At 61.8% G+C, this 20,981-nt stretch carries 17 protein-coding genes; 6 read left to right on the top strand and 11 right to left on the bottom strand.

The window, feature by feature from the left end:
- Positions 1-5: 5 nt before the first annotated feature.
- From J5251_RS13500 to dinB, 7 genes are all read right to left on the bottom strand, one after another.
- Positions 6-1,652 (bottom strand): UDP-N-acetylmuramoyl-L-alanyl-D-glutamate--2,6-diaminopimelate ligase, encoded by a 1,647-nt coding sequence (locus J5251_RS13500; RefSeq protein ID WP_208574235.1) that lies wholly within the window; start codon positions 1,650-1,652, stop codon positions 6-8.
- Complete coding sequence (locus J5251_RS13495; protein WP_244250672.1) at positions 1,652-3,430, bottom strand: peptidoglycan D,D-transpeptidase FtsI family protein; 1,779 nt, start codon at positions 3,428-3,430, stop codon at positions 1,652-1,654. The genes J5251_RS13500 and J5251_RS13495 overlap by 1 nt, the downstream gene beginning before the upstream one ends.
- 36 nt (positions 3,431-3,466) lie before the next feature.
- Positions 3,467-4,195, bottom strand: coding sequence for a hypothetical protein (locus J5251_RS13490; RefSeq protein WP_208574234.1), 729 nt, complete (start codon positions 4,193-4,195; stop codon positions 3,467-3,469).
- Entirely contained in the window at positions 4,192-5,181 is a 990-nt protein-coding gene (gene rsmH, locus J5251_RS13485) for a 16S rRNA (cytosine(1402)-N(4))-methyltransferase RsmH (RefSeq protein WP_208574233.1), read from the bottom strand. The genes J5251_RS13490 and rsmH overlap by 4 nt, the downstream gene beginning before the upstream one ends.
- A 200-nt stretch (positions 5,182-5,381) precedes the next feature.
- On the bottom strand, positions 5,382-5,813 hold the full coding sequence (mraZ, locus tag J5251_RS13480; protein WP_208576174.1) for a division/cell wall cluster transcriptional repressor MraZ: 432 nt from the start codon (positions 5,811-5,813) through the stop codon (positions 5,382-5,384).
- Between the two features lie 331 nt (positions 5,814-6,144).
- Positions 6,145-6,525 (bottom strand): DUF3040 domain-containing protein, encoded by a 381-nt coding sequence (locus J5251_RS13475; protein WP_208574232.1) that lies wholly within the window; start codon positions 6,523-6,525, stop codon positions 6,145-6,147.
- A 182-nt stretch (positions 6,526-6,707) separates the two neighbouring features.
- Complete coding sequence (gene dinB, locus J5251_RS13470; protein ID WP_244250671.1) at positions 6,708-8,033, bottom strand: DNA polymerase IV; 1,326 nt, start codon at positions 8,031-8,033, stop codon at positions 6,708-6,710.
- A gap of 113 nt (positions 8,034-8,146) precedes the next feature.
- Here dinB and J5251_RS13465 point away from each other — a divergent pair, with 113 nt between their 5' ends.
- A complete protein-coding gene (locus tag J5251_RS13465; protein ID WP_208574231.1) occupies positions 8,147-9,250 on the top strand; it encodes a polyprenyl synthetase family protein in 1,104 nt (367 codons plus the stop codon).
- A gap of 56 nt (positions 9,251-9,306) precedes the next feature.
- On the opposite strand, the gene J5251_RS13460 is transcribed toward J5251_RS13465, so the two are convergent.
- On the bottom strand, positions 9,307-9,660 hold the full coding sequence (locus J5251_RS13460; protein ID WP_171059248.1) for an Rv2175c family DNA-binding protein: 354 nt from the start codon (positions 9,658-9,660) through the stop codon (positions 9,307-9,309).
- A gap of 218 nt (positions 9,661-9,878) precedes the next feature.
- On the opposite strand from J5251_RS13460, the gene J5251_RS13455 reads away from it, so the two are divergent.
- Together J5251_RS13455 and pknB are read left to right on the top strand one after the other, a co-directional pair.
- Positions 9,879-11,426 carry a lytic transglycosylase domain-containing protein gene (locus J5251_RS13455; RefSeq protein ID WP_208574230.1) on the top strand — a complete coding sequence of 516 codons (1,548 nt, stop codon included), beginning with the start codon at positions 9,879-9,881 and terminating at the stop codon, positions 11,424-11,426.
- A gap of 102 nt (positions 11,427-11,528) precedes the next feature.
- Complete coding sequence (pknB, locus tag J5251_RS13450) at positions 11,529-13,583, top strand: Stk1 family PASTA domain-containing Ser/Thr kinase (protein WP_432264401.1); 2,055 nt, start codon at positions 11,529-11,531, stop codon at positions 13,581-13,583.
- 27 nt (positions 13,584-13,610) lie between these two features.
- On the opposite strand, the gene J5251_RS13445 is transcribed toward pknB, so the two are convergent.
- The gene (locus tag J5251_RS13445) at positions 13,611-14,996 is read right to left on the bottom strand and encodes a class II 3-deoxy-7-phosphoheptulonate synthase (RefSeq protein ID WP_208574229.1); all 1,386 of its coding nucleotides are present in this window, start codon (positions 14,994-14,996) and stop codon (positions 13,611-13,613) included.
- 103 nt (positions 14,997-15,099) lie between these two features.
- On the bottom strand, positions 15,100-16,056 hold the full coding sequence (locus J5251_RS13440) for a lysophospholipid acyltransferase family protein (protein WP_208574228.1): 957 nt from the start codon (positions 16,054-16,056) through the stop codon (positions 15,100-15,102).
- Positions 16,057-16,214: 158 nt separating this feature from the next.
- Between J5251_RS13440 and J5251_RS13435 the strand changes: the two genes are divergently transcribed.
- From J5251_RS13435 to J5251_RS13425, 3 genes are all read left to right on the top strand, one after another.
- Positions 16,215-16,988, top strand: coding sequence for an alpha/beta hydrolase (locus J5251_RS13435; RefSeq protein WP_208574227.1), 774 nt, complete (start codon positions 16,215-16,217; stop codon positions 16,986-16,988).
- Positions 16,981-17,466 carry a hypothetical protein gene (locus J5251_RS13430; protein WP_208574226.1) on the top strand — a complete coding sequence of 162 codons (486 nt, stop codon included), beginning with the start codon at positions 16,981-16,983 and terminating at the stop codon, positions 17,464-17,466. The genes J5251_RS13435 and J5251_RS13430 overlap by 8 nt, the downstream gene beginning before the upstream one ends.
- A gap of 170 nt (positions 17,467-17,636) precedes the next feature.
- The gene (locus J5251_RS13425; protein ID WP_244250670.1) at positions 17,637-19,451 is read left to right on the top strand and encodes an AMP-dependent synthetase/ligase; all 1,815 of its coding nucleotides are present in this window, start codon (positions 17,637-17,639) and stop codon (positions 19,449-19,451) included.
- A 26-nt stretch (positions 19,452-19,477) separates the two neighbouring features.
- Here J5251_RS13425 and J5251_RS13420 read toward each other — a convergent pair whose 3' ends face one another.
- Positions 19,478-20,893: a mycothione reductase gene (locus J5251_RS13420; protein ID WP_208574225.1), complete on the bottom strand. Its 1,416-nt coding sequence runs from the start codon at positions 20,891-20,893 to the stop codon at positions 19,478-19,480.
- Between the last annotated feature and the right edge of the window lie 88 nt (positions 20,894-20,981).

Genomic DNA, 20,981 nt, shown 5'->3' with positions numbered 1-20,981 from the left:
ACGATCTAGGACTCTACCGCGTCGGCGCCAAGGGCATAGAATCCATGCCGGCGCAACGCCTGCCGCAGCTCCACCCTGTCATCGAGGGCCAGGTTCACGCCTTTGACCTCCTGCCAGACCTCGTGTCCGCGGCCGGCAACCAGGACGGTATCTGCTGCCGTGGCCATTTCCACAGCGTGGTCGATCGCCGCGCCGCGCGGAAAGACTTCCTCGATCACGGTGTCCAACTGCTCGTCCCGTCTCGCCGCGAGGGCGCCCGTCAGGACGCCCTGCCGGATGGCGGCTTCGTCTTCGCCGTGCGGATCATCGTCGGTGACGATAACGACGTCGGCACCCCTGGCTGCGATGGCTCCCATCAGGGGCCGTTTAGTCTGGTCGCGGTCCCCCGTCGCACCAAAAACAATGATGACGCGGGAGTCGGCTTCGGGCCGCCGTACGGACGCCAGAGTGCGCTCCAGCGCATCGGGATTGTGTGCAAAATCAACAATTCCTGCCGGCTGCTCGCTGATCAGCTGCATCCGTCCGGGAACATCCACTGTGAACGGATCCCTCGCATCCAGCGCCGCTTGGAGCCGCTGGATGTCAACACCGGAGGCGAGCACCATGACTGCCGCCAGGGCAGCGTTGGACACGTTGAAGTCCCCCGGCAGGCCCGTATGCAGCCGCAGCACGCCGTCCGGGCCGTGCAGCTCGAATGTATGTCCCAGCCCTGCGCGCTGAATGGACTCAACCCGCCAGTCCGCAGGCGTGCCGGTGGCACTGAGCGAGACCGTGGGCACGCTGGGACTTTCGGCCAGCCGGCGTCCCCAAGCATCATCCACGCAGACAACGGCGCGGCGGACCCGCTGGGGTGTGAATAGCTCGGCCTTCGTCTGGAAATACTCGTCCATGCTGCCATGCAGGTCCAGATGGTCCTGCGTCAGGTTTGTGAACCCTGCCACATCAAAGCGGACTCCGTCCACCCGCCGGTAGGAGATGGAGTGTGAGGACACTTCCATCGCTGCCGCATCCAGACCCCGTTCGCGCATCAGGCCGAGGATGCCGTGGACTTCCGGAGACTCGGGCGTGGTGAGCGCGCTGGGAATCGGTTCGCTGCCCGCGGTGATTTCGATCGTCCCGATCAGGCCCGTGGTTTGGTCCAGTGCCTTCAACAGGGAGTTCACGAAGTACGTGGTGGTTGTTTTCCCGTTGGTACCGGTGACGGCGAAGAGGCTCGGCCGGGTACCTGCGGGCTGGCTGTTGTAGACCCTGGCCGATAGTGGTCCAACGAGGGCGCGTAGGTCCGGGGCTACCAGCACCGGCACCGTGCCCAGGTCTTGCGCCGCGACCAACTGGGTTCCGGCGTCGTCCGTGAGAATTGCCGCCGCACCCGCCGCGGCGACCTGCGCGGCGAACTCGGCACCATGCCGGTTGGCTCCCGGCAGACCGATGTAGAGGTCCCCCGGCTCCACGGCGCGCGAGTCGATCGAAAGCCCGCTCACAGCAGTGTCCCAGTCTGTTCCTGCAGCCGACGCCATGGCCGGCAATCCGGCGTCGGCCAGGACCAACTGCAGTTCCTGCAGGGTGACGGGCGCGACAAATTCAGGCCGCATAGGCGAGGCAGACCTGTGCGGCTGTCGGGGGGTGGTGCTCACAAAGTTCTCCAGAATCATTACTCGAGCGGAAGTTTAACCGGCTTGGTGGTGGACGGCGGCACATTGTAGGTATTGAGCACTTGGCTCATGACCTTTTTGAAAACCGGACCGGCGGTCAGCGAGAACACGCCACCCTCCGGCCGCTGGATGGTTGCCACGACCACATACTCAGGGTCCTCCATTGGAGCGATGCCTGCATAGGAAATCGTATAGCCGCTGAACCCGCCGTCGTCGGACGGCGCCTCTGCCGTACCCGTCTTCACACCAATGCGGTAGTCCTCGATATTACCCGGCAGGCCACTGGCCACGTGCGAGTCGGTCTCCAGCATGTCCTGGACCTGGTCCGCTGTCTCGGAGGAGACGGCCCGCCCAACTTCCTCCTTGGCCACGGGGTGCTCGGTACCGTCGGGGTCGATATAGGCGTCGATCAGCCGCGGCTCCATCCTGACGCCGTCGTTGGCAATGGTGGCGAAGGCGACGGCGGTGTGCAGGGCCGTCTGCGCCAGGCCCTGGCCGAAGAGGACGGTGAATTCCTGCCGACCGTCCCAAGTCTCCGGCGGTGCCAGCAGGCCAGCGGTGGTCCCGTGGAGACCGATGTCGAACTTGTGGCCGACGCCGAACCTGCGCAGGTAGTCGTAGCGCTGCTGCCTGGTTAGCTGTTCCCCAATCATCACCGTGCCCGTGTTCCAGGAATTCGCGAGGATGCCCGCCGTGGTCAACGTCTTGGCATCGTGCGGCCGGGCATCGATGAACGTCTGTCCGTTGACTGTGTACTCGGGCGGAATCTTATATTTGGTAATCGGCGTCGTGATGCCCTCTTCGATAGCGGCGGCCATTGTGATCATCTTTGTCGTCGAGCCGGGCTCGAAGGCCTTCGTCGCGGCATAGGATTGGCGCTGGCCGTCAGGCGTGGCCCCGGGATCGTTGGGATCCAGCGTGGTGGAATCGGCCAGCGCGATGATGTCACCGGTCTTGGCGTTCATCACAACGATGCTGCCGTACTCGGCGTTGTATTCCTTCACTTGCTCGGCGATGGCCTCCTGGGCATACCACTGCAGGTCCGAGTTCAGGGTGAGCCTGACACTCTGGCCGTCCTGAGCGGGCACTTCTTCGTTGGTGGCCACCGGGATGCGGATGCCGTCCGCGCCGATTTCGAAGGTGCGCTCACCGGGCGTGCCGGCAAGCACTTCCTGCTGCGTGGCTTCAATGCCTTCAAGCGGCGTGCCGTCGGACCCCAGGAAGCCGACTACCGAGCCTGCCACCTCGCCCACCGGATAGGTCCTGGTGGTGGTCTCGCGCGACTGCAGGCCGGGGAAGGCCAGGTTCTCGACTTTCTCCTGGATTTCAGGCGTGACCGATTTCGCTACGTAGTTGAACGGCTTATCACCGACGACGGCGTCCCGCACCGTTGCGACGTCCTGCCCCAGGATGGCCGCGAGCTTCTCAATCTCGCCCTCGATCTGCACATCTTCAACCTGGCGGGTTTCCTGGTTGAACCGTTGGAAATCCTCAACCAGACGCTGGTCCACAACGATGTCGAAACGTTGCACACTTCGGGCCAGCACGGTTCCTTCGGCGTCAAGGATTTCGCCTCGCAAGGCGGGTATTTCCGAGGTACGCAGGCGCTTGTCGATTGCAGCCTGAGCCATGCCGGCGGTATCGAGGCCCTGTAGCTGGAAAAGACGTGCGCCGAGGATGACCAGCAGGACCAGTACCAGCGCGAGTCCTGCGCGGAGCCTTCGGGCCGTCACTTCGGCCCGCCGCTTGCTTTGGACTTGGGCCTTGGTTCTTGCCACTAGGGATCCTCGTTCGTCTCACCGGGCAATTTATTGTTACTGCCCTGTTTTTTGCTTCGGTGCCGGAATGGTTCCGCCGTTCAGCTCCTCGGGGCTGAATGTCTTCTCACTGCCGCCGGCTGACGGCTGTTCGGCTGCCCGCTTCGGCTCAGCCGGCTGCTGTTCTGCCTCCGGTGCCTTTTCCGCTGCTGCCGGAGCTTCGGCCTCAACCGGAGCCTGGGCTCCCGTTTCAGCTCCTGCCTCGGCTTCAGCGGCTTCAGCGGGTGTCAGTGCCTGCGCCGGGAGTTCCGGACGCTCCACCAACTGTGACGGCGCAGAGCCTTCCTTTGCCGCCTGCGGGTCCCCGCTGACCTTCATCGTTTCTAAATCAATGGAACCGACCGAAGGCGAAACCACCATTCCCAATTGTGCAGCCTCCGCTGCCAGATTCTGTGGAGCCTGGCGGTTTTCCAGCTGCTGTGTCAGTTTTTCGTTCTGCTGGGCCAAGGCAACCTGCTCGCCGCGCAGCTTCACGATGTCATACTGTCCCCCGGACACGGAGATATTGAGTACGAGCACGCACCCAAGGGCGGCAACGAGCACGACGAAGCAGAACACGGCAAATGGCACGCGCTTGCGGGCCGGTCCGGTAGGTACCACCGAGAGCGGTGTGCGGGGCGCCGTGTTCCGTTCAGGCAGCGCGGCGGCATACCGGGCGTCCCGGGCCGTGCTGCCCTCCACCATGGGTTGAACTGCCGGCCTGGTGTTCCGAGCTGTTGCACTCATGAGGAGCTCCTGTTCCGAATCCGTTCTACCGCCCGCAATCTGGCCGAAGCCGCCCGCGGGTTTTCTGCGATCTCTGCTTCAGTCGGCACCTCGGTGCCCTTGGTCAAAGTTTTCAACTGCGCCTTGTGCTCCTCCAGCTCCACAGGGAACCCGACGGGAGCCGACGACCGCGAGCCGGAGGCGAAAAAGCCCTTGACGATCTTGTCTTCCAGGGAGTGGTAGGACATGACCACTACCCGGCCACCCATACCCAGTACGTCCAATGCAGCAGGGATGGCGCGTTCAAGCACCTCCAGCTCTTCGTTGACTTCGATCCGCAGCGCCTGGAAGGTCCTCTTCGCCGGGTGCCCGCCGGTACGTGCCGCCGAAGCCGGGACCACTTTGCGGATTGCGTCCACCAGCTGACCGGTTGTTTCGAGGGGAGCTTCATCACGGGCTGCCACAATGGCTGAGGCGATCCTGCCGGCGAACTTCTCTTCGCCCCATTTGCGGATGATACGGACCAGCTCGTCCTGGCTGTAAGTGTTTACTACGTCCGCCGCGGTCCGCCCTCGGCTGGTGTCCATGCGCATGTCCAGCGGCGCGTCGTAGGAATAGGCGAAGCCGCGGTCCCGTTCGTCGAGCTGCATCGATGAGACGCCAAGGTCAAAGAGCACTCCGTCCACGGTGTCCATGCCAAGATCACGGACCACGTCGGCGATCTCGTCATAGACCGCGTGCACCAAGTCTGTCCTGTTGCTGAATTCAGCCAGCCGCCTGCTCGCGAGTCCCAGAGCCTGCTCATCCCGGTCGATTCCGATCAGGTGCAGCTGCCCGTACCTCCGGAGCAGCGCCTCGGAATGGCCCCCCATGCCCAGGGTGGCGTCAACGACAACGGCACGTCCGGTGGATTCAATGGCCCTCTCGATTGCCGGAGCCAGAAGGTTGATGCAGCGGTCGCGCAGCACGGGGACGTGACGGTCCTCTGTCGGGCGATCCTCGCTCATCCAGCCTGCTCCTCCGGTTGTTTTTGTTGCCTGGGTTCTTCTGCTTCCTGCAAGTCCTTTAAACCGATTGATTCTTGGACCAGATCCCCATCCGCGCCTAGCCTCTCCGCCTGATTCCGGGGAAGGTGATTCAGGTGGTCGTGCTGGGCGGCTGGAGATCTCATTCAAGAATCCGGCGGTAGTGCTGTATCCGACCAAGGTCAGAAGATTCCAGGTATTGCATCTTCATCTGTTTCGGAGAAGGCGGCTTCCTTCTCTGTCAGGTACTCGTTCCAAGCCTGAGCGTCCCAGATTTCTGCACGCGTTCCGGCACCGATAACGGCGAGTTCCCGGTCCAGGCCTGCATAAGTACGAAGCGCGGATGGAATCGTAACCCGGCCTTGCTTATCAGGTACCTCATCAGAAGCTCCGGACAGGAAAACCCGAATGTAGTCACGAGCCTGCCGTGACGATATGGGCGCCTTGCGCATTTCTTCATGCACCCGTTCGAATTCCCGCTGACTGAAGACGTAAATGCAACGCTCTTGTCCCCGCGTGAGCACGAGTCCATCGGACAGTTCCTCACGGAACTTGGCCGGGAGAATCAACCGCCCCTTTTCATCCAACCGCGGCGTATGTGTTCCGAGGAACATCGCCACCGCCTTGCCGATAAAGGAGTTAGTCAACCTCCTGCGTTCACCACTAACCTCTGATGTCCTCCACTTTACTCCACAATTCACCACAGTCAACACATAAAGCGCAGATGCGGGTATTTCCCTTGGGCTGTATTCCGCGCCAGTTCAGGGCACGATGAAGGTGGTGGAAGGTGGAGGGAATTGGCTCCGGCTGGCGCCCAACAGCGCTCGAATCCGTTAAATAAGAAAAGACCCGTCCTGGACGGGTCTTTCTTTTAGCTCTGATTTCCGCCGATGGGAGGAAAGTGGAGTAAGGAGGCTGGCTGGTTAAGGTTCCATGGCGATGTGGTTATTGACGGTCCTCGCCTTGGCGGCGTTCGTCCCACCGGTTCTCCAGGTTGGACATAAACCCTCCCTTGGATGGCGGGGAAGACTTGCCGGCCGTGGAAGAAGCATCCTTGCCCCCTCCTGAGCGCCTGCTGGTCGCCCAATAAACACCGGCCCCCATCACTATGAATCCGAGAACACCCAAGGCAATGATTTGGTTGGAGATACCAATCAACAGCACCAGAATGCCCGCCACCGCAATCAGCGAGCCGACAACTATGTGCCTCGTTGACAGCGACCGGCCCGAGGCCGACTCCATATGGCTGGCAAATTTGGGGTCATCAGCATGCAGTTGCTGCTCCAGCTGATCCAGCAGCCGCTGTTCATGCTCTGAGAGTGGCATCTGAACCTCCTTCTTCCTGTCCCCCGTAGTCCGCTTATCTATGAAACGGACGTGCTGGGAAAAGAGTTCCTCGAACTTCCCGTAAAAACTTCATTTCCTTACTACTAAGGATAGATTGCAAACGGTTCATTCGAAAGCTGCATGTCCTTATTGACGGCTTATCCAGCGCTCATGACGGTTGATCAAGTCCTATCGTCCGTCCGGCCTGGCTCCGAGCGCTTCCGGCCACCCTTTGCAAGCCCCGTTTCCCCACCTGCATCACCGGTCGAAACTTGGTTCCGCCTAGGTTTGATACCCCGTTGAGCTGGCGGCAACAAGGCGGCGGGCATGACTCCGCCACGGCCAAACTTCATGTTCACCTTGTCCAGTGCCTCCTCAGCAATCCGCCAGTTATCCTCGGTGCCGTCAATGGTCAGTTGCTGCCCCGCGCCGGCCGTTGGCTCCAGCTGTTCTGCACGCAGCCCTATCAGCCGAACAGGCATCGGCCGCTCGCCCAAACCGGCAAGCTGTGCCACGGCCGCTGCATACAGCTGATGGGCGCTGTCGGCGGGCTCCGCGAGGCGCCGGGATCTGCTCAGGGTAGTGAAGTCCGCGTAGCGAAGTTTCAGCGCCACTGCCCTGCATTGCATTCCGGACGCCCTTAGCCTCACTGCGGTTCTGTGCGCAAGACGCAACAGTTCGCGCTGCAGCTGCGCGGTCTCCGAGACGTCGTCGGCAAAAGTCTCTTCGGCGCCTACACTCTTCTCGAGCCTTTCCGGTGTCACTTTCCGGTCGTCGATCCCCCAGGCCAGCCGGTACACATGGTCCCCAGCAGTTCCGAGAACCCGACGCAATGTCTGTTGGGGCGTGTGGGCCAGATCCGCGACCGTATGGATGCCGAGCCTGGCCAGGATGTCCCGGGTCTTCGCCCCCACGCCCCACAGCGCCCCCACCGGTAGCGTGTGCAGGAACTCGACCGTGCGCTCCTGCGGAATCAGCAGCAGCCCATCAGGTTTGGCATGCGTGGAGGCGATCTTCGCCACGAACTTGCTCGAGGCAATCCCGACCGTGGCCGTGATCCCCAGCTCCGACCGGATGGTCTGCCGGATGAGCGCACCGATCTCCAGAGGTTGGCCCAGTCTGCGGATCGAACCGCTGACATCGAGAAATGCTTCGTCGACACTCAGTTGCTCGACTTCGGGGGTGATGTTCCGGAAAATCTCCATCACCTTTTCGGATACGCGGTGGTACTTGTACTGATGCGGTTCGATTATCACCGAATGCGGGCTCAGGCGCTGGGCACGCGACATCGGCATTGCGGAACGAACCCCGTGCTCCCTGGCTTCATACGAAGCTGAGAGTACAACCGACCTTCCCGACGGCGATCCAACAATCACAGGCCGGCCGACTAAATCGGGACGCTCTAGGAGTTCGACGGCGACAAAAAACGCGTCCATGTCGACATGCATTATGGTGCAGTTCTGTTGCCGTACCTCGCTCACCTCTCTATGGTAAGTTCCGTTGGCCATGACGGCGCTTTACCGTGGCTAGACTGGTCAGGTACCCGCCTGCCCGTCGAGGAGTATGTCTTGCTGCAATATCACCGGCCCGGATCGCCTCTTTCTGAGGAAAGCCGGTGAATATGGAGACGTCTGACAACAGAAACCGTTCGACAGCCGAGCAGGAGAAATTCCAGAACTGCCTCGTCACGGGGTTGCAGGAGTTTCTCGGTGAACAACGGGCGCAGTTACAGGAGATTTCCGAGGACGCGGCTGAACTGATAGATGCCGTCGCGGTTCTGGCAGATGGCGGAAAACGGTTGCGTGCCTTGCTCGCGTACTGGGGATGGCGCGGAGCCGGCGGTGCTGAGTTGGCCGGACAGGCAGTTCAAGCGGGTATCGCCATTGAACTTTTCCAGGCTGCGGCATTGATTCATGACGACATCATCGACCGTTCGGACACCCGAAGGGGAAAACCGAGCGTTCATCGTGGCTTTGAACTCCGGCATCGCCAACGCGGGTGGTCCCTGGGCGCAGAACGGTACGGCGAAGCCGCCGCTATCCTCGCAGGTGACCTCTGTTTGTCCTTCAGCGAAGAAGTCTTCGCCGGAATCGGTTCGGAGGGCGCCTCCGGAACAACTGCCCGGAAGATCTTCAACAGAATGCGAGCCGAGGTGATGGCCGGTCAATACCTGGATGTACTTGAAGAAGTAGCGGGTCCCGGCCGGCCGCGGGAGCACGCAGTGGACCGGGCGCTGAAGATTCTTCGTTATAAGTCCGCCAAGTATTCCACCGAGCATCCGCTCTGCCTAGGGGGCGCGTTAGCCGGAGGTGACTCGGAACTGATCAGCCGTTATTCCGCATTCGGGCTCCCATTGGGAGAAGCGTTCCAGATCCGCGATGACGTCCTTGGCGTCTTTGGCGACCCTGAAACAACAGGCAAGCCCGCCGGCGATGATCTCCGTGAAGGCAAGCGGACCGTATTGATCGGATTGACACTCAACAACTGCAGCGCTTCTGAGCGTGACTATCTCGACAAGCATCTGGGATCTCCTGATCTCACGGGAGCGGAAATCGACGGGCTCCGCGCGATCATCGAACAATCGGGGGCCCTCGGCTCAGTTGAGGCGATGATTGCCGAACTCAGCGATGCTGCTTTTGGCGCTTTGGAGTTGCTGCCCGTGGATACCGTTGTCGGCGAGGCCCTTCAACACCTCGCCGACCGCGCGGTGCGGCGCACCGCTTAAGTTGGAATTGCGTTCAGCCGAGTGCCCCGGTCCAGCTACGGTCCGGCCAGCGTGCTCTACCAGGCGAGAGCCTGGGCGCGGCGCCGGATCTCGGTTTTGCGGCCCTCGAGCAGTGCGTCGATCGGGCGACCCGGGAGTGTTTCATCGGCAGTAAAGAGCCAGCGCAGTATTGCCTCGTCACTGAAGCCTGAATCGCCGAGAACAGCAATCGTGCCCTTAAGGCTGTCAAGGATCTGATCCTCGACAATGAATGCAGCGGGAATGGATCGGATATTTCTCTCCCCTATCCGAACGGCAATCACGGCTCCTTCATCAATAAGGCTGTGGACCTTCTTGATTGACACGTCGAGACGTTCGGCCACATCGGGCAACGGCAACCATTCGGTAATTAATTCTTCGAGTTCACTCACGTAATAAGCGTGCCATGAGCGGGCCTTTCAAACCACTTCCGAAGTCGACACGCCGCCCCAGATATCCATGCACCAAATTTCGCTTTTGTGTTATGCGGAATTGGTGTAGATTCACTCAAGTCACAAGTTTCACATTGATAACAACCGAAACACACGTAACTCGTACAACAGCCTACGGGCCTTCGGCACATGCCGCTGACCACTGATGAGGAATGTCCATGACTGACCAGCGCCCGTTCTCCAGCAGCCGCGCCCAGGGACGGACTGCAGCCCAGCCTTCCCGCAAGCTGCTGACCGCCGCGGCCACCGCGGCGATTCCCGCCGTCGTACTTTCCTCCGCTGCTTTTGCGCTTCCGGCCCAAGCGGCGGAGCAGGCTCCCCGCATGGCACTGCAGCCCAAGCTGGCCGGTCCGGACCTCCCCGTGCAACTGTCCAGGATTGTTCCGGCTTCGGATGTTGCCCTCCAACTCCCGTCCACCCTGCGTCCGGCGCTGAAGCCCACTCCGTCAGCCCATACCGTCAAGTCGGGCGAAACCATCAGTGGTATCGCCGCTCGCTACGGCCTGGGCACTTCGAAAGTTCTCAGCCTCAACGGCTTGAAGCCCAGTTCGGTCATCTACCCGGGCCAGAAGATCAAGCTCTCGGGCAGCGCATCCTCGGGAGCCACCAAGTCATCATCGGGCTCCTCCTCTTCCTCCGGTGGGTCCTACACGGTCAAGTCGGGCGATACGTTGTCCGGAATTGCCGCCCGCCACAGCATGGGCCTGAGCAAGATCCTCTCGCTCAACGGCCTCAAGGCCACTTCCACCATTTACCCGGGCCAGAAGATCAAGGTCAGCGGATCGGCTGCGTCCGCGACCACCACCGCCAAGACCTCGACAACAGCCTCGGGCTCCGGTGGGTCCTACACGGTCAAGTCGGGCGATACGTTGTCCGGAATTGCCGCCCGCCACAGCATGGGCCTGAGCAAGATCCTCTCGCTCAACGGCCTCAAGGCCACTTCCACCATTTACCCGGGCCAGAAGATCAAGGTCAGCGGTTCAGCCGCCACCGTACAGACCGCTAAGACCTCATCGACAACGGCTTCGGGCTCCGGCTCCTCCTACACGGTCAAGGCCGGCGATACGCTGTACGGCATTGCGATCAAGCACAACATCACACTGAGCAAGCTTCTGCAGTCGAGCGGGCTGAAATCGACGTCGGTCATCTATCCGGGCCAGAAGATCAAGGTCTCGGGTGCCGGCAGCGGCGGGACGGATGTGAACGCTGCATCCGCTGAACCTTTGGTGCCCAGCACCTTCCTCCATTACTCGTACCCGAAGGCAGTGGTTGCGAAGGCAAACGAGAACAAGCGCCTGCTGCTCTCCACCCCGCAGCCCAGCCAGTCGCAGATGAAGGCCATCATTGCGGACACGGCACGCAGCATGGGCGTTGATCCGGCACTTGCCTTGGCACATGCCTACCAGGAGTCCGGTTTCCAGCAGACCGCGGTCTCCCCCGCCAACGCTATCGGCGCCATGCAGGTGATTCCGTCCTCGGGCGACTGGGCCTCGGATCTGGTTGGCCGGAAACTGAACCTGCTGGATCCCTACGACAACGCCACTGCCGGCGTGGCCATCATCCGCTCGCTCGTCCGCACCAGCGATGATCTCGACGACGCGATTGCGTCGTATTACCAGGGCCAGCACTCGGTAAAGACCCATGGCATGTTTGACGACACCAAGACGTATGTGAAGGCCATTAAGGCGCACATGAAGAATTTCTAATAGCAGCACGGTGGGTGCGCCCAGGGGGCGCCCGCGGTAGCGGCGAGGGTCCGGATCCATGTTGATCCGGGCCCTCGCCGTGTTAGGACATAGGATCGAAGAGTGCAGGAACGGGTTACGGATGCAATGGTCGGTGCAACAGTGGACGGGCGATACCTGATTCTTTCGCGTCTCGCGCGCGGCGGCATGTCCACCGTCTATCTGGCCACCGACACCCGCCTGGACCGGCATGTGGCGTTGAAAATCATGTATCCGCACTTGGCCGAGGACACCAGTTTCCTGGAACGATTCGTCCGAGAGGCCAAGTCTGCAGCAAAGCTCTCGCACCCCCATGTGGTCGGCGTCTTGGACCAAGGGTTCGACGGCCACGTTGCCTACCTAGCGATGGAATATGTCCCGGGGCATACATTGCGCGATGTCCTCAATGACAAGGGTGCTTTGACTCCGCGGCTGGCCCTGGCATTGCTGGATCCGGTCATCGAGGGGCTGGCGGCCGCCCACGAAGCGCACCTTGTTCATCGGGATGTGAAACCCGAGAACGTGCTAATGTCCTCCGACGGCCGGATCAAGATCGGTGACTTCGGGCTCGCTCGTGCGGTTTCCACCACCTCGAACACGGGGACCCTGATCGGAACCGTAGCGTACTTGGCGCCGGAACTGGTGACGGGAGCGCCCGCGGACGCGCGCAGCGACATCTACTCGGCAGGCATCATGCTCTTCGAGATGCTCACTGGCCGGCAGCCCTTTACCGGCGAGGTTCCCATTCATGTCGCCTTCCAGCATGTGAACTCCACGGTGCCCGCACCATCCACACTGGTGCCCGGCCTGGCCAAGGACCTTGATGAACTGGTGCTATGGTGCACTTCCTCCGATCCCGAGCAACGTCCGGTCGATGCCGGCGCCCTCCTCGGGGAGCTGCGACACATCCGCACCACGCTGAGCGACGCCGATCTCGATTCGCCGAGGGCAGGATCGTCCGGCGTTGCGCCCGCGCCGGACGAACAGAGCCTGCCCAGCCCGGCCAGCCCGCAGACCGAAGTTATCGGCCAAGACGACAACCGGACCACAGTGATTGCGCCGTCATACCAGCACACGCAGGCCTTGACCCGGCCGCAGGCTGCGATGAATGCCCGAAACGGCCGCGGGCAAGCGACAGATTCTTCCGATGTCTCTGATACGGCAGCCCCGCTGACGAAACGCGAGGCTAAAGCCCGCTCGAAGGAGCTGTCCCGACAGGCACGGCGACCCGAGCAATCCCTACGCAGGCATCCCCGCAGACGGGGCCTGCTCTGGGCCATCGTGCTGGGGATCCTCGCGGTACTTGTCGCGACCGCCGGATGGTTCTTCGGTCTGGGGCCGGGAGCGCCAGTGGAAATTCCGGGAGTCTCAGGCAAACCTGTCGGCGAGGCCCAGTCCATCCTGCAGGATCAGGGGCTGAGCTTCCGGGTTGAGGAAGCCTTCAACGAGGAGCTCGAAGCCGGTGTGGCGATCGGAACCGATCCACCGGCGCCGGAGCAGATCCGGCGGTTTGAAACGCTGACTCTGCTCGTTTCCAAAGGTCCCCAGCTATTCCCGGTGCCGTCCGTCACCGGAATGACTGTTGAACAGGCCCAGACTGAACTGACCGAGGCGCATCTGGCGGCCGGCGATGTGACCGAAGCCTTCGACGAAGAAGTTCCGTCCGGCCAAGTCATCGGACAGCAGCCTGCGGCTGAAGAGCAGCTGCGCCGAAACACCCCGGTGGATCTGACGGTCTCCAAGGGACCAGAGCCGTTTGCCGTCCCCGATGTCACCGGATTGTCCCGGGACGAGGCGACCGCGGCTCTGGAGGATGCCGGCCTGACCGTCGAATTTACTCCGGAGGCTCAATTCCATCGGGACGTTCCCGAGGGGAACATTGCCGCACAGAATCCAGCGCAAGGCAATGTCATCCGTGGCGATACCGTGACGCTGACGCTGTCAAAGGGCCCACGCATGGTTCACGTTCCCAACCTTGTTGGCCAGCAGGCGAACGATGCCCGGCGTCAGCTCGAAGAGCTGGGTTTCAAAGTCGAGATTAACGAGATCCTAGGCGGATTCTTCGGCACCGTGCGGGTGCAGGATCCCGTGGACGAGTCCATACCCGAAGGCTCCGTCATCACGCTGACCGTAGTCTAAGCGGACGGCGGAGCCTTACGGCGGGAATCAGGAGCGCTTGGACAACGCTCCCGCTACAAGGAACGCCATTTCCAGGGACTGCATGTGGTTCAGGCGCGGATCACACACCGATTCGTACCGGTCCAGGAATGCTTCCTGATCGATAGGATCCGCACCGCCCAGGCATTCGGCAACGTCGTCGCCCGTCATCTCCATGTGCATGCCGCCCGGGAAGGTGCCCAGGCCCTTGTGCACCTCGAAGAAACCGCGGACCTCATCGATGACGTCGTCGAAGTTGCGGGTCTTGTAACCGTTCGGCGAAGTCACGGTATTGCCATGCATAGGATCGGTCACCCACAGCACTTTGGCGCCGCTGGCCGTAACTTTTTCCACCAGCGGGGGAAGCTTCTCCCGGATATTACCGGCGCCCATTCTGGTGATGAAGGTCAGCCGGCCTGGTTCACGCTCCGGATCCAGTTTGTCGATCAGCCGCAGGGCATCATCCGCCGTAGAGGTGGGGCCAAGCTTCACGCCGATGGGGTTGCGGACCCGGGACAGGAAGTCCACGTGTGCACCGTCGATCTGGCGGGTCCTCTCTCCGATCCAGAGGAAGTGGCCGGAGGTGTCGTAAGGCAGGCCGGTACGGGAATCGATCCGGGTCAGGGCACGTTCGTAATCGAGCACGAGGGCTTCATGGCTGGCAAAGAATTCCACCCGCTTGAGCGCCTCGAAATCCGCGCCGCAGGCATCCATGAACCGTACCGCGCGGTCGATTTCGCGGGCCAGGGATTCATACCGCGAATGAGCTGGGTTGGCGGTGAATCCCTTGTTCCAGTGGTGCACCAGCCGAAGGTCGGCGAAGCCGCCTTGGGTGAAGGCGCGGATCAGGTTCAGGGTGGAGGCGGAAGTGTGGTACGCACGAACCAGCCGTGACGCGTCGTGGCCGCGGGTCTCCGGGGTAAAGTCGAAGCCGTTGACCATGTCGCCGCGGTAGGCCGGCAGCGTGACACCGTCCCGGGTTTCATCGTTGGAAGACCGAGGCTTTGCGAACTGTCCTGCCATCCGGCCCATCTTGATTACGGGCAGGGAAGCACCGTAGGTCAGCACCACTGCCATCTGTAGGATAGTGCGCACACGGGCACTGATCTTATCCGCGGTAGCGCCTTCGAATGTTTCGGCACAGTCGCCGCCCTGCAGGAGGAAGGCCCGGCCTTCGGCGGCTTCGGCCAACCGTCCGCGCAGCACATCCACTTCCCCGGCAAATACCAGCGGCGGAAGGGCGGAGAGCTCGGCTAGAGATGACTCGTACACCTTGCTGTCCTGCCACGTTGGCTGTTGGACAACAGGCAGATCACGCCAGGCATCCAGGCCGGGATATTCGGCGGCGCCGGGCTGCGGAGTGGATACAGGGGCAGATGCACTAAGTTCAGTCACACATCAATGCTAGACCCCTTGAACTCTCGTTTCCGCCCCGCCGTAATGCGTGCGGCCGAATGAGTCACATTGACGGCATTGTCCTACCTTGGCCTGCCCCGGCTCAGGACCCGGGCTTGCGCGGTTTCCGGCCCCGGCCGGACTCCCCGGAGTCGTTGCTGCCGGCGGAGTCAGTCGTGCCAGATGATGCGGCATGGGTATCTGGCTGCGCGCGGGGCACATGCTCTGTATGCGCGGCATCGGGTGCCTTGGCAAGGGATTCCGGGCTACCGATGATCGTGATGGCACCAGGTGCCTTGACTGTGCCCGGCTTCTGCAGAGCCTCGCCGGCAGCCCCCACGGCTTCAGCCTTACGCTGCTCCTGCCCGGCCTTGGCGGACTTGCGCGCTGCCTGCTGCGCCTTCACCGTGTTGGCATACACGTCAACGTATTCCTGGCCGGAGAGCCGCATGATCTCGTACATGATTTCGTCTGTGACGGAACGCTGAATGAAGCGGTCGTTCTCCAGGCCTTCGTATCTTGAAAAGTCCAGCGGCTTCCCAATAATAGTTCCGACCCGTCGGATGTTCGGGATGCGTCGGCCGATGGGCTGGACCTTGTCGGTGCCTATCATGGCGACCGGGACCACTGGCACTCCTGTGCTCAGAACCAGTTTGGCGACGCCGGTTTTGCCCCGGTAGAGCCGCCCATCAGGACTGCGTGTGCCTTCCGGGTAAATGCCGAGCAGTCCGCCCGCATTCAGGACATCCGCTCCCCCTGACAACGACGACGCCGACGCGGCTCCGCCTGAACGGTCCATCGGCAACTGGTTGGTAAGCCGGAAGAAGGCGGCTGTCATCCTGCCTCTCAATCCACGGCCGTTAAAGTACTCGGATTTAGCCAGGAACACCACGGGCCTGGGCACCGCCAGCGGCAGGAAGATCGAGTCGGAAAAAGACATGTGGTTGCTGGCCAGGATTGCCGGACCATCTGGAATGTTGTCGAGGCCCTTGATCCATGGGCGGAACAGGAGCCGGACCACCGGTCCAATGAAGATCGTCTTCATCACCCAATAGAACACGTGAGCCCTTCCAGTTGAGCCGAGCGCAGCGCCGGTCTCTTCGATTTCCGTTTGTGACTCTACTCTAGGTAATCCGCAGCCCGCGTAGACTCCCCAGTCCCAGTGGCAACGGCGAGGGCGGATAGAAGATTATAGGTACCAGATGACAACATAGTGTCATGACCACCTTGGAGCCGCCCCGGCCCTTTGCGAGCAATGGCCACGGTCCTCATTCACGGATCGGCGTGGTGCTCAGCCACGGGTTCACCGGGTCTCCCCGCAGTCTGCAGAACTGGGCCGATTATCTGGCCGCGGCGGGATTCGCCGTTCGACTGCCGCTGCTGCCCGGGCACGGCACGACCTGGCAGGAATTGGCCAAGACCCCATGGGAGCACTGGTACGGCACGGTCGAGCAGGCATATGACGAACTCGCGCGCGATCGCAGCGCGGTCTTCGCCGCAGGTCTTTCCATGGGCGGCGCATTGGCCCTGCGGTTGGCTGCGTACCGACCGGTCGCCGGTGTCATCGCGGTCAACCCGGGGCTCACGTTCGCCAACCCTGTTGCCCGGTTTGCCGGCGTACTCAAATACATCGTCAGATCCACCCCCGCCATCGCCAACGACATCAACAAGCCCGGGCAGGATGAACAGGCGTATGCCCGTACCCCAGTGGCCGCTGTGCACCAGTTGAGCAGGCTCTTCGCCGATACCACCGCCGCGCTGCCACGAGTGGAGGCTCCGGCACTGATTTTCCGCTCCACCGTAGACCATGTAGTCCCGGAGTCCAGCACGGCCCTGATCCGCAGGCAGATCGGCTCCCGGCGCTTGACGGTCGTTGAACTTGGCAACAGCTACCATGTGGCCACCATGGATAATGATGCTGAACAGATCTTTGATCACTCGGCCCGGTTCATCCTCGAAAATGCCGGCGAAAGGAACGCCACGAATGTCTGAGCGTGAACCGTCGCAGGACGATGCTGTCTGGCAGGATCTTGTCGCCCGGCTCGAGTCAGCCGAAGCAGCGCCGGATCCGCAGGACAAGAACACTTCAGGTCGGGACAGTCCAGAGTCAGCTGACGCCGGCAATCAACCCGCAACAGGCTTGTCCGGCCCCAACTTTCCGGCAGAAAGTTCGCCGGAAGGCGGCGTGCCCGTCTCGGGCCCCAGGGACTACTACGCGACCGACCCTGAGGACGACGAGTTCGTACCGCCCGAGCCTGCGCCCCTGGGCACGGGCGAACCTCTGCTGGTGCTGGCTTGGTGCGGCGCTGTCGGCGGACCCCTGGCCTTGCTGCTCATGGCCATGTTCTGGCGCAGCGCGCCCTTTGCCGTCGTCGTCGGTTTGATCATCATGATCATAGCTGCCGGCACGTATCTCGTCTCAAGGCTGCCCGGCGAGAGGGACAGCGGCGACGACGGCGCCCAGGTCTGAGAAGCCCAGGCACAGCCAGGTGGAGCCGAAGGTGCTGGAATCGCTGCAACACCCAGCCGGGCGGCACTCCGTTATCGATTCGTACGTTACCAGCGAGTACTGCAATGTGATTTAGGTTATAGGCTAAGGGAAACCCCTTGGGGTGGTTTGCTGTCAATAAAGGAGTCGATGTGCGCGAATACAGCGTCCCAGCCATGGTGGATGTTCCCCGGAACTCGAACATCACGGATCTCGTGGTTAAGCAGGCCGGAAAAGCTTCCAACCCCGCATTATTTTCCCGCAAGGATGCCTCCGGGACATGGCAGGACATCCGCGCCACCGAATTCCTCGCCGACGTTGTGTTGCTTGCCAAGGGAATGGCTGCCAGCGGGATAGCTCCCGGGGACCGCGTGGGGATTATGGCGCGTACGCGCTATGAATGGTCGCTGGTGGACTTTGCCATCTGGTTCGCGGGCTGCGTTTCCGTGCCCATTTACGAGACATCCTCCCCCAGCCAGGTTGCCTGGATCCTGGGTGATTCCGGTGCCGTCGGTGCCTTTGTCGAAAGCGCTTCGCACGAGAACGTCGTACGCCAAGCGGTGTCGAATGAGTCACTGGATGCCGTCAAGCACGTCTGGCAGCTGGACGGTACGGGATTGGATGCGCTGCGTGCTGCCGGTGCGGATCTCGAAGACGGCGTCATCGAGGAGCGCCGCGGACTCGCTGGGCTGGATGACCTGGCGACCATCATTTATACCTCCGGTACCACAGGCCGGCCCAAGGGATGCGAACTGACCCACGGCAACTTCGTGGAGCTTTCGGCAAGCGGCGCCGCCGCACTGCCGGCCGTCGCCCATGAGGGGGCCCGGACCATCATGTTCCTGCCACTAGCCCACGTCTTCGCGCGCTTCATCTCGGTTCTGTGCGTTACCTGTGGTGCCACCGTGGCCCATACCCCGGACGTCAAGAACCTGCTGCCGGATCTGCAGAGCTACCACCCCACCTTCATCCTCGCGGTGCCCAGGGTCTTCGAAAAGGTTTACAACAGTTCCATGCTCAAGGCCGAGGACGGCGGCAAGGGCAAGATTTTCCACGCCGCCGCGGACACAGCGATCGCCTGGTCCAAGGCGGAGCAGGCCGGCAAAATTCCCTTAATGCTGAGCTTGAAGCACAAGCTCTTCGACAAGCTCGTCTTCCACAAAATCCGTGAGGCCATGGGCGGGCGCGTCGAGTACGCGGTTTCCGGCGGCGGTCCACTGGGCGAACGGCTTGGCCACTTTTTCCATGGCATCGGATTGCTGGTCCTCGAAGGTTATGGTTTGACCGAAACCACGGCGCCCATATCCGTCAACACTCCCAGCCTTGTGAAGATCGGCACGGTAGGGGCTCCCCTGCCGGGCAACGCGGTCAAGATTGCCGACGACGGCGAGATCCTCACCAAGGGTATCTGCGTGATGCGCGGTTACTTCAACCGTCCGGACCTGACCGAGGAAACTTTCGTCGACGGCTGGCTCCGCACGGGTGATATCGGTGAACTGGACGACGACGGCTTCCTGAAAATCACCGGCCGCAAAAAGGAGATCATCGTCACTGCAGGCGGGAAGAACGTCATCCCGGCCCTGCTGGAAGACCAGATCCGCGCCGACGCCCTGGTGTCCCAATGCGTGGTGGTCGGCGACCAAAGGCCGTTCATTGCGGCGCTCATCACTTTGGATGATGAGGCTCTCCCCGGCTGGCTGGAACGCCACGGACTCCCGGCCGGTACTACGGTTGCCGAAGCGGCTGAACACGAAAGGGTCCGGGCCGAAATCCAGTCGCTGATTGACCATGCCAACCAGTCGGTGTCCCAAGCCGAAGCGATCAAAGCCTTCAGGGTAGTTCCCACGGACTTCACCGAAGCTTCGGGGCACCTGACTCCGTCACTGAAGATCAAGCGCGCGCAGGTCATGCAGGACTATGCGTCCGTAGTGGAGGAAATCTACGCGACAGCCGGTTCCCGGCGCTAGCCAAGGCCTGGAACGGCCTGCTGGCGCTAGGTGGACGGCGCGTCCGTCCCCAGCGCCAGCAGAGCATTTTCAACTACTTCAGTCAAGGCCGGGTGGATCCAGTACTGACCGCGCGCCATGGTGTACGCGTCCAGGCCGAAGGACATCGCTTGGATCAGGGGCTGGATCAAGATAGAGGCCTCGTGGCCCATGATGTGGGCGCCGAGCAGTCGTCCTGTGGCCTTGTCGGCGATGAGCTTGACGAATCCGGTTGCGTCTTCCATCGCCCATCCGTAGGCCGTGGTTCCATACTCCTGGATGACCGTGACGATTTGGGCGCCGCTTACCTCGGCATCCTGCCGCGCCTGTTCCTCAGTCAAACCGACGCTGGCAATCTGCGGACGGGTAAAGACTGCAGATGGTACGAACTGGTGGTCGCTGCGGCGCAGATCTTCGGGACGCTCAAGGTTATGAGTCACCACCCGTGCTTCATGGTTCGCCACGTGCTTGAGTTGGTATGGGCTGCTGACATCGCCCAAGGCCCAGATGCCCTCGGCGGGACTGCCGCCGGCGAGCACGCGCTGGAATTCATCGACAGCAAGCCGACCGTCTTCCTCCAGGTCGAAGCCGGCAGCCTCAACATCCAGGGAATCGGCATTGGTCAGCCTCCCGGTCGCCACCAGGACAATGTCAGCGTCGACAACAGCTTCACCGCCGTCGGTGCCGGCGATGGTGGCACGTACCCCTGGCCCTGACTCCTCAATCCGCGAAAGCGTCCAGCCGAGTTTCAGATTCCATTGCGCAGCAGCCGCGGCGGTGAAGCGCTCCGAAACAATCCGGTCCTCGGACTTCAGCAAGGGTGCCGACCGGTTGATTTGCGTCACCTCACAACCAAAGCCAGAGAAAACTGCGGCGAATTCGGCTGCAATGAAACCGCCGCCGACGATGAGTACACGCGCCGGCAACTGATCGATCCGCATGACGGTGTCGGAGGTGTGCACTTGCGGCAGGTCAATACCGGGAACATCCGGCAGGTGGGCACGCGAACCGGCCGCGATAACGATGTGCTCGGCCTCGATGCTTTGACCGCTTGCCGTGACCAAGGTTTTCGGTCCGGTGAACTTCGCGTATTCCGGATACAGCGTGACGTTGTCCAGTTCCTCGTCGCGATAGCGCCGCCCGCCTTCGGAGATGGCGTCGATCCGGCCGAAGACACGGTCCCGCAGCTCCTGCCACCGCACGTCCTTGACCGCCATGTCCACTCCAAGCGAAGCCGCTTCCTTGGCTGCGGAAGCCAGCTGCGCCGGGTAGACGAACATCTTAGTGGGAATGCAACCAACATTCAGGCACGTACCGCCGAACGTCCCGCCATCGATTATTGCCACCTTCTTGCCGTCCCAGTAAGGAGTTATCAAGGAGTTGCCCGAACCGGAGCCGATAATGGCCAAATCGAAGTAAGTCACGGACAACCATTTTAGACGACATATATGGTGGGCTCCGTAAGTGGCACCGGCTCCCGGCCCGTCCAGCCGGCCACTACCGCCGGGAAGT

Source organism: Arthrobacter crystallopoietes (assembly GCF_017603825.1).
GTDB lineage: Bacteria > Actinomycetota > Actinomycetes > Actinomycetales > Micrococcaceae > Crystallibacter > Crystallibacter crystallopoietes_B.
The sequence above is the reverse complement of the archived record's forward strand: the minus strand, read 5'-3'. Positions and strand labels throughout refer to the sequence as shown.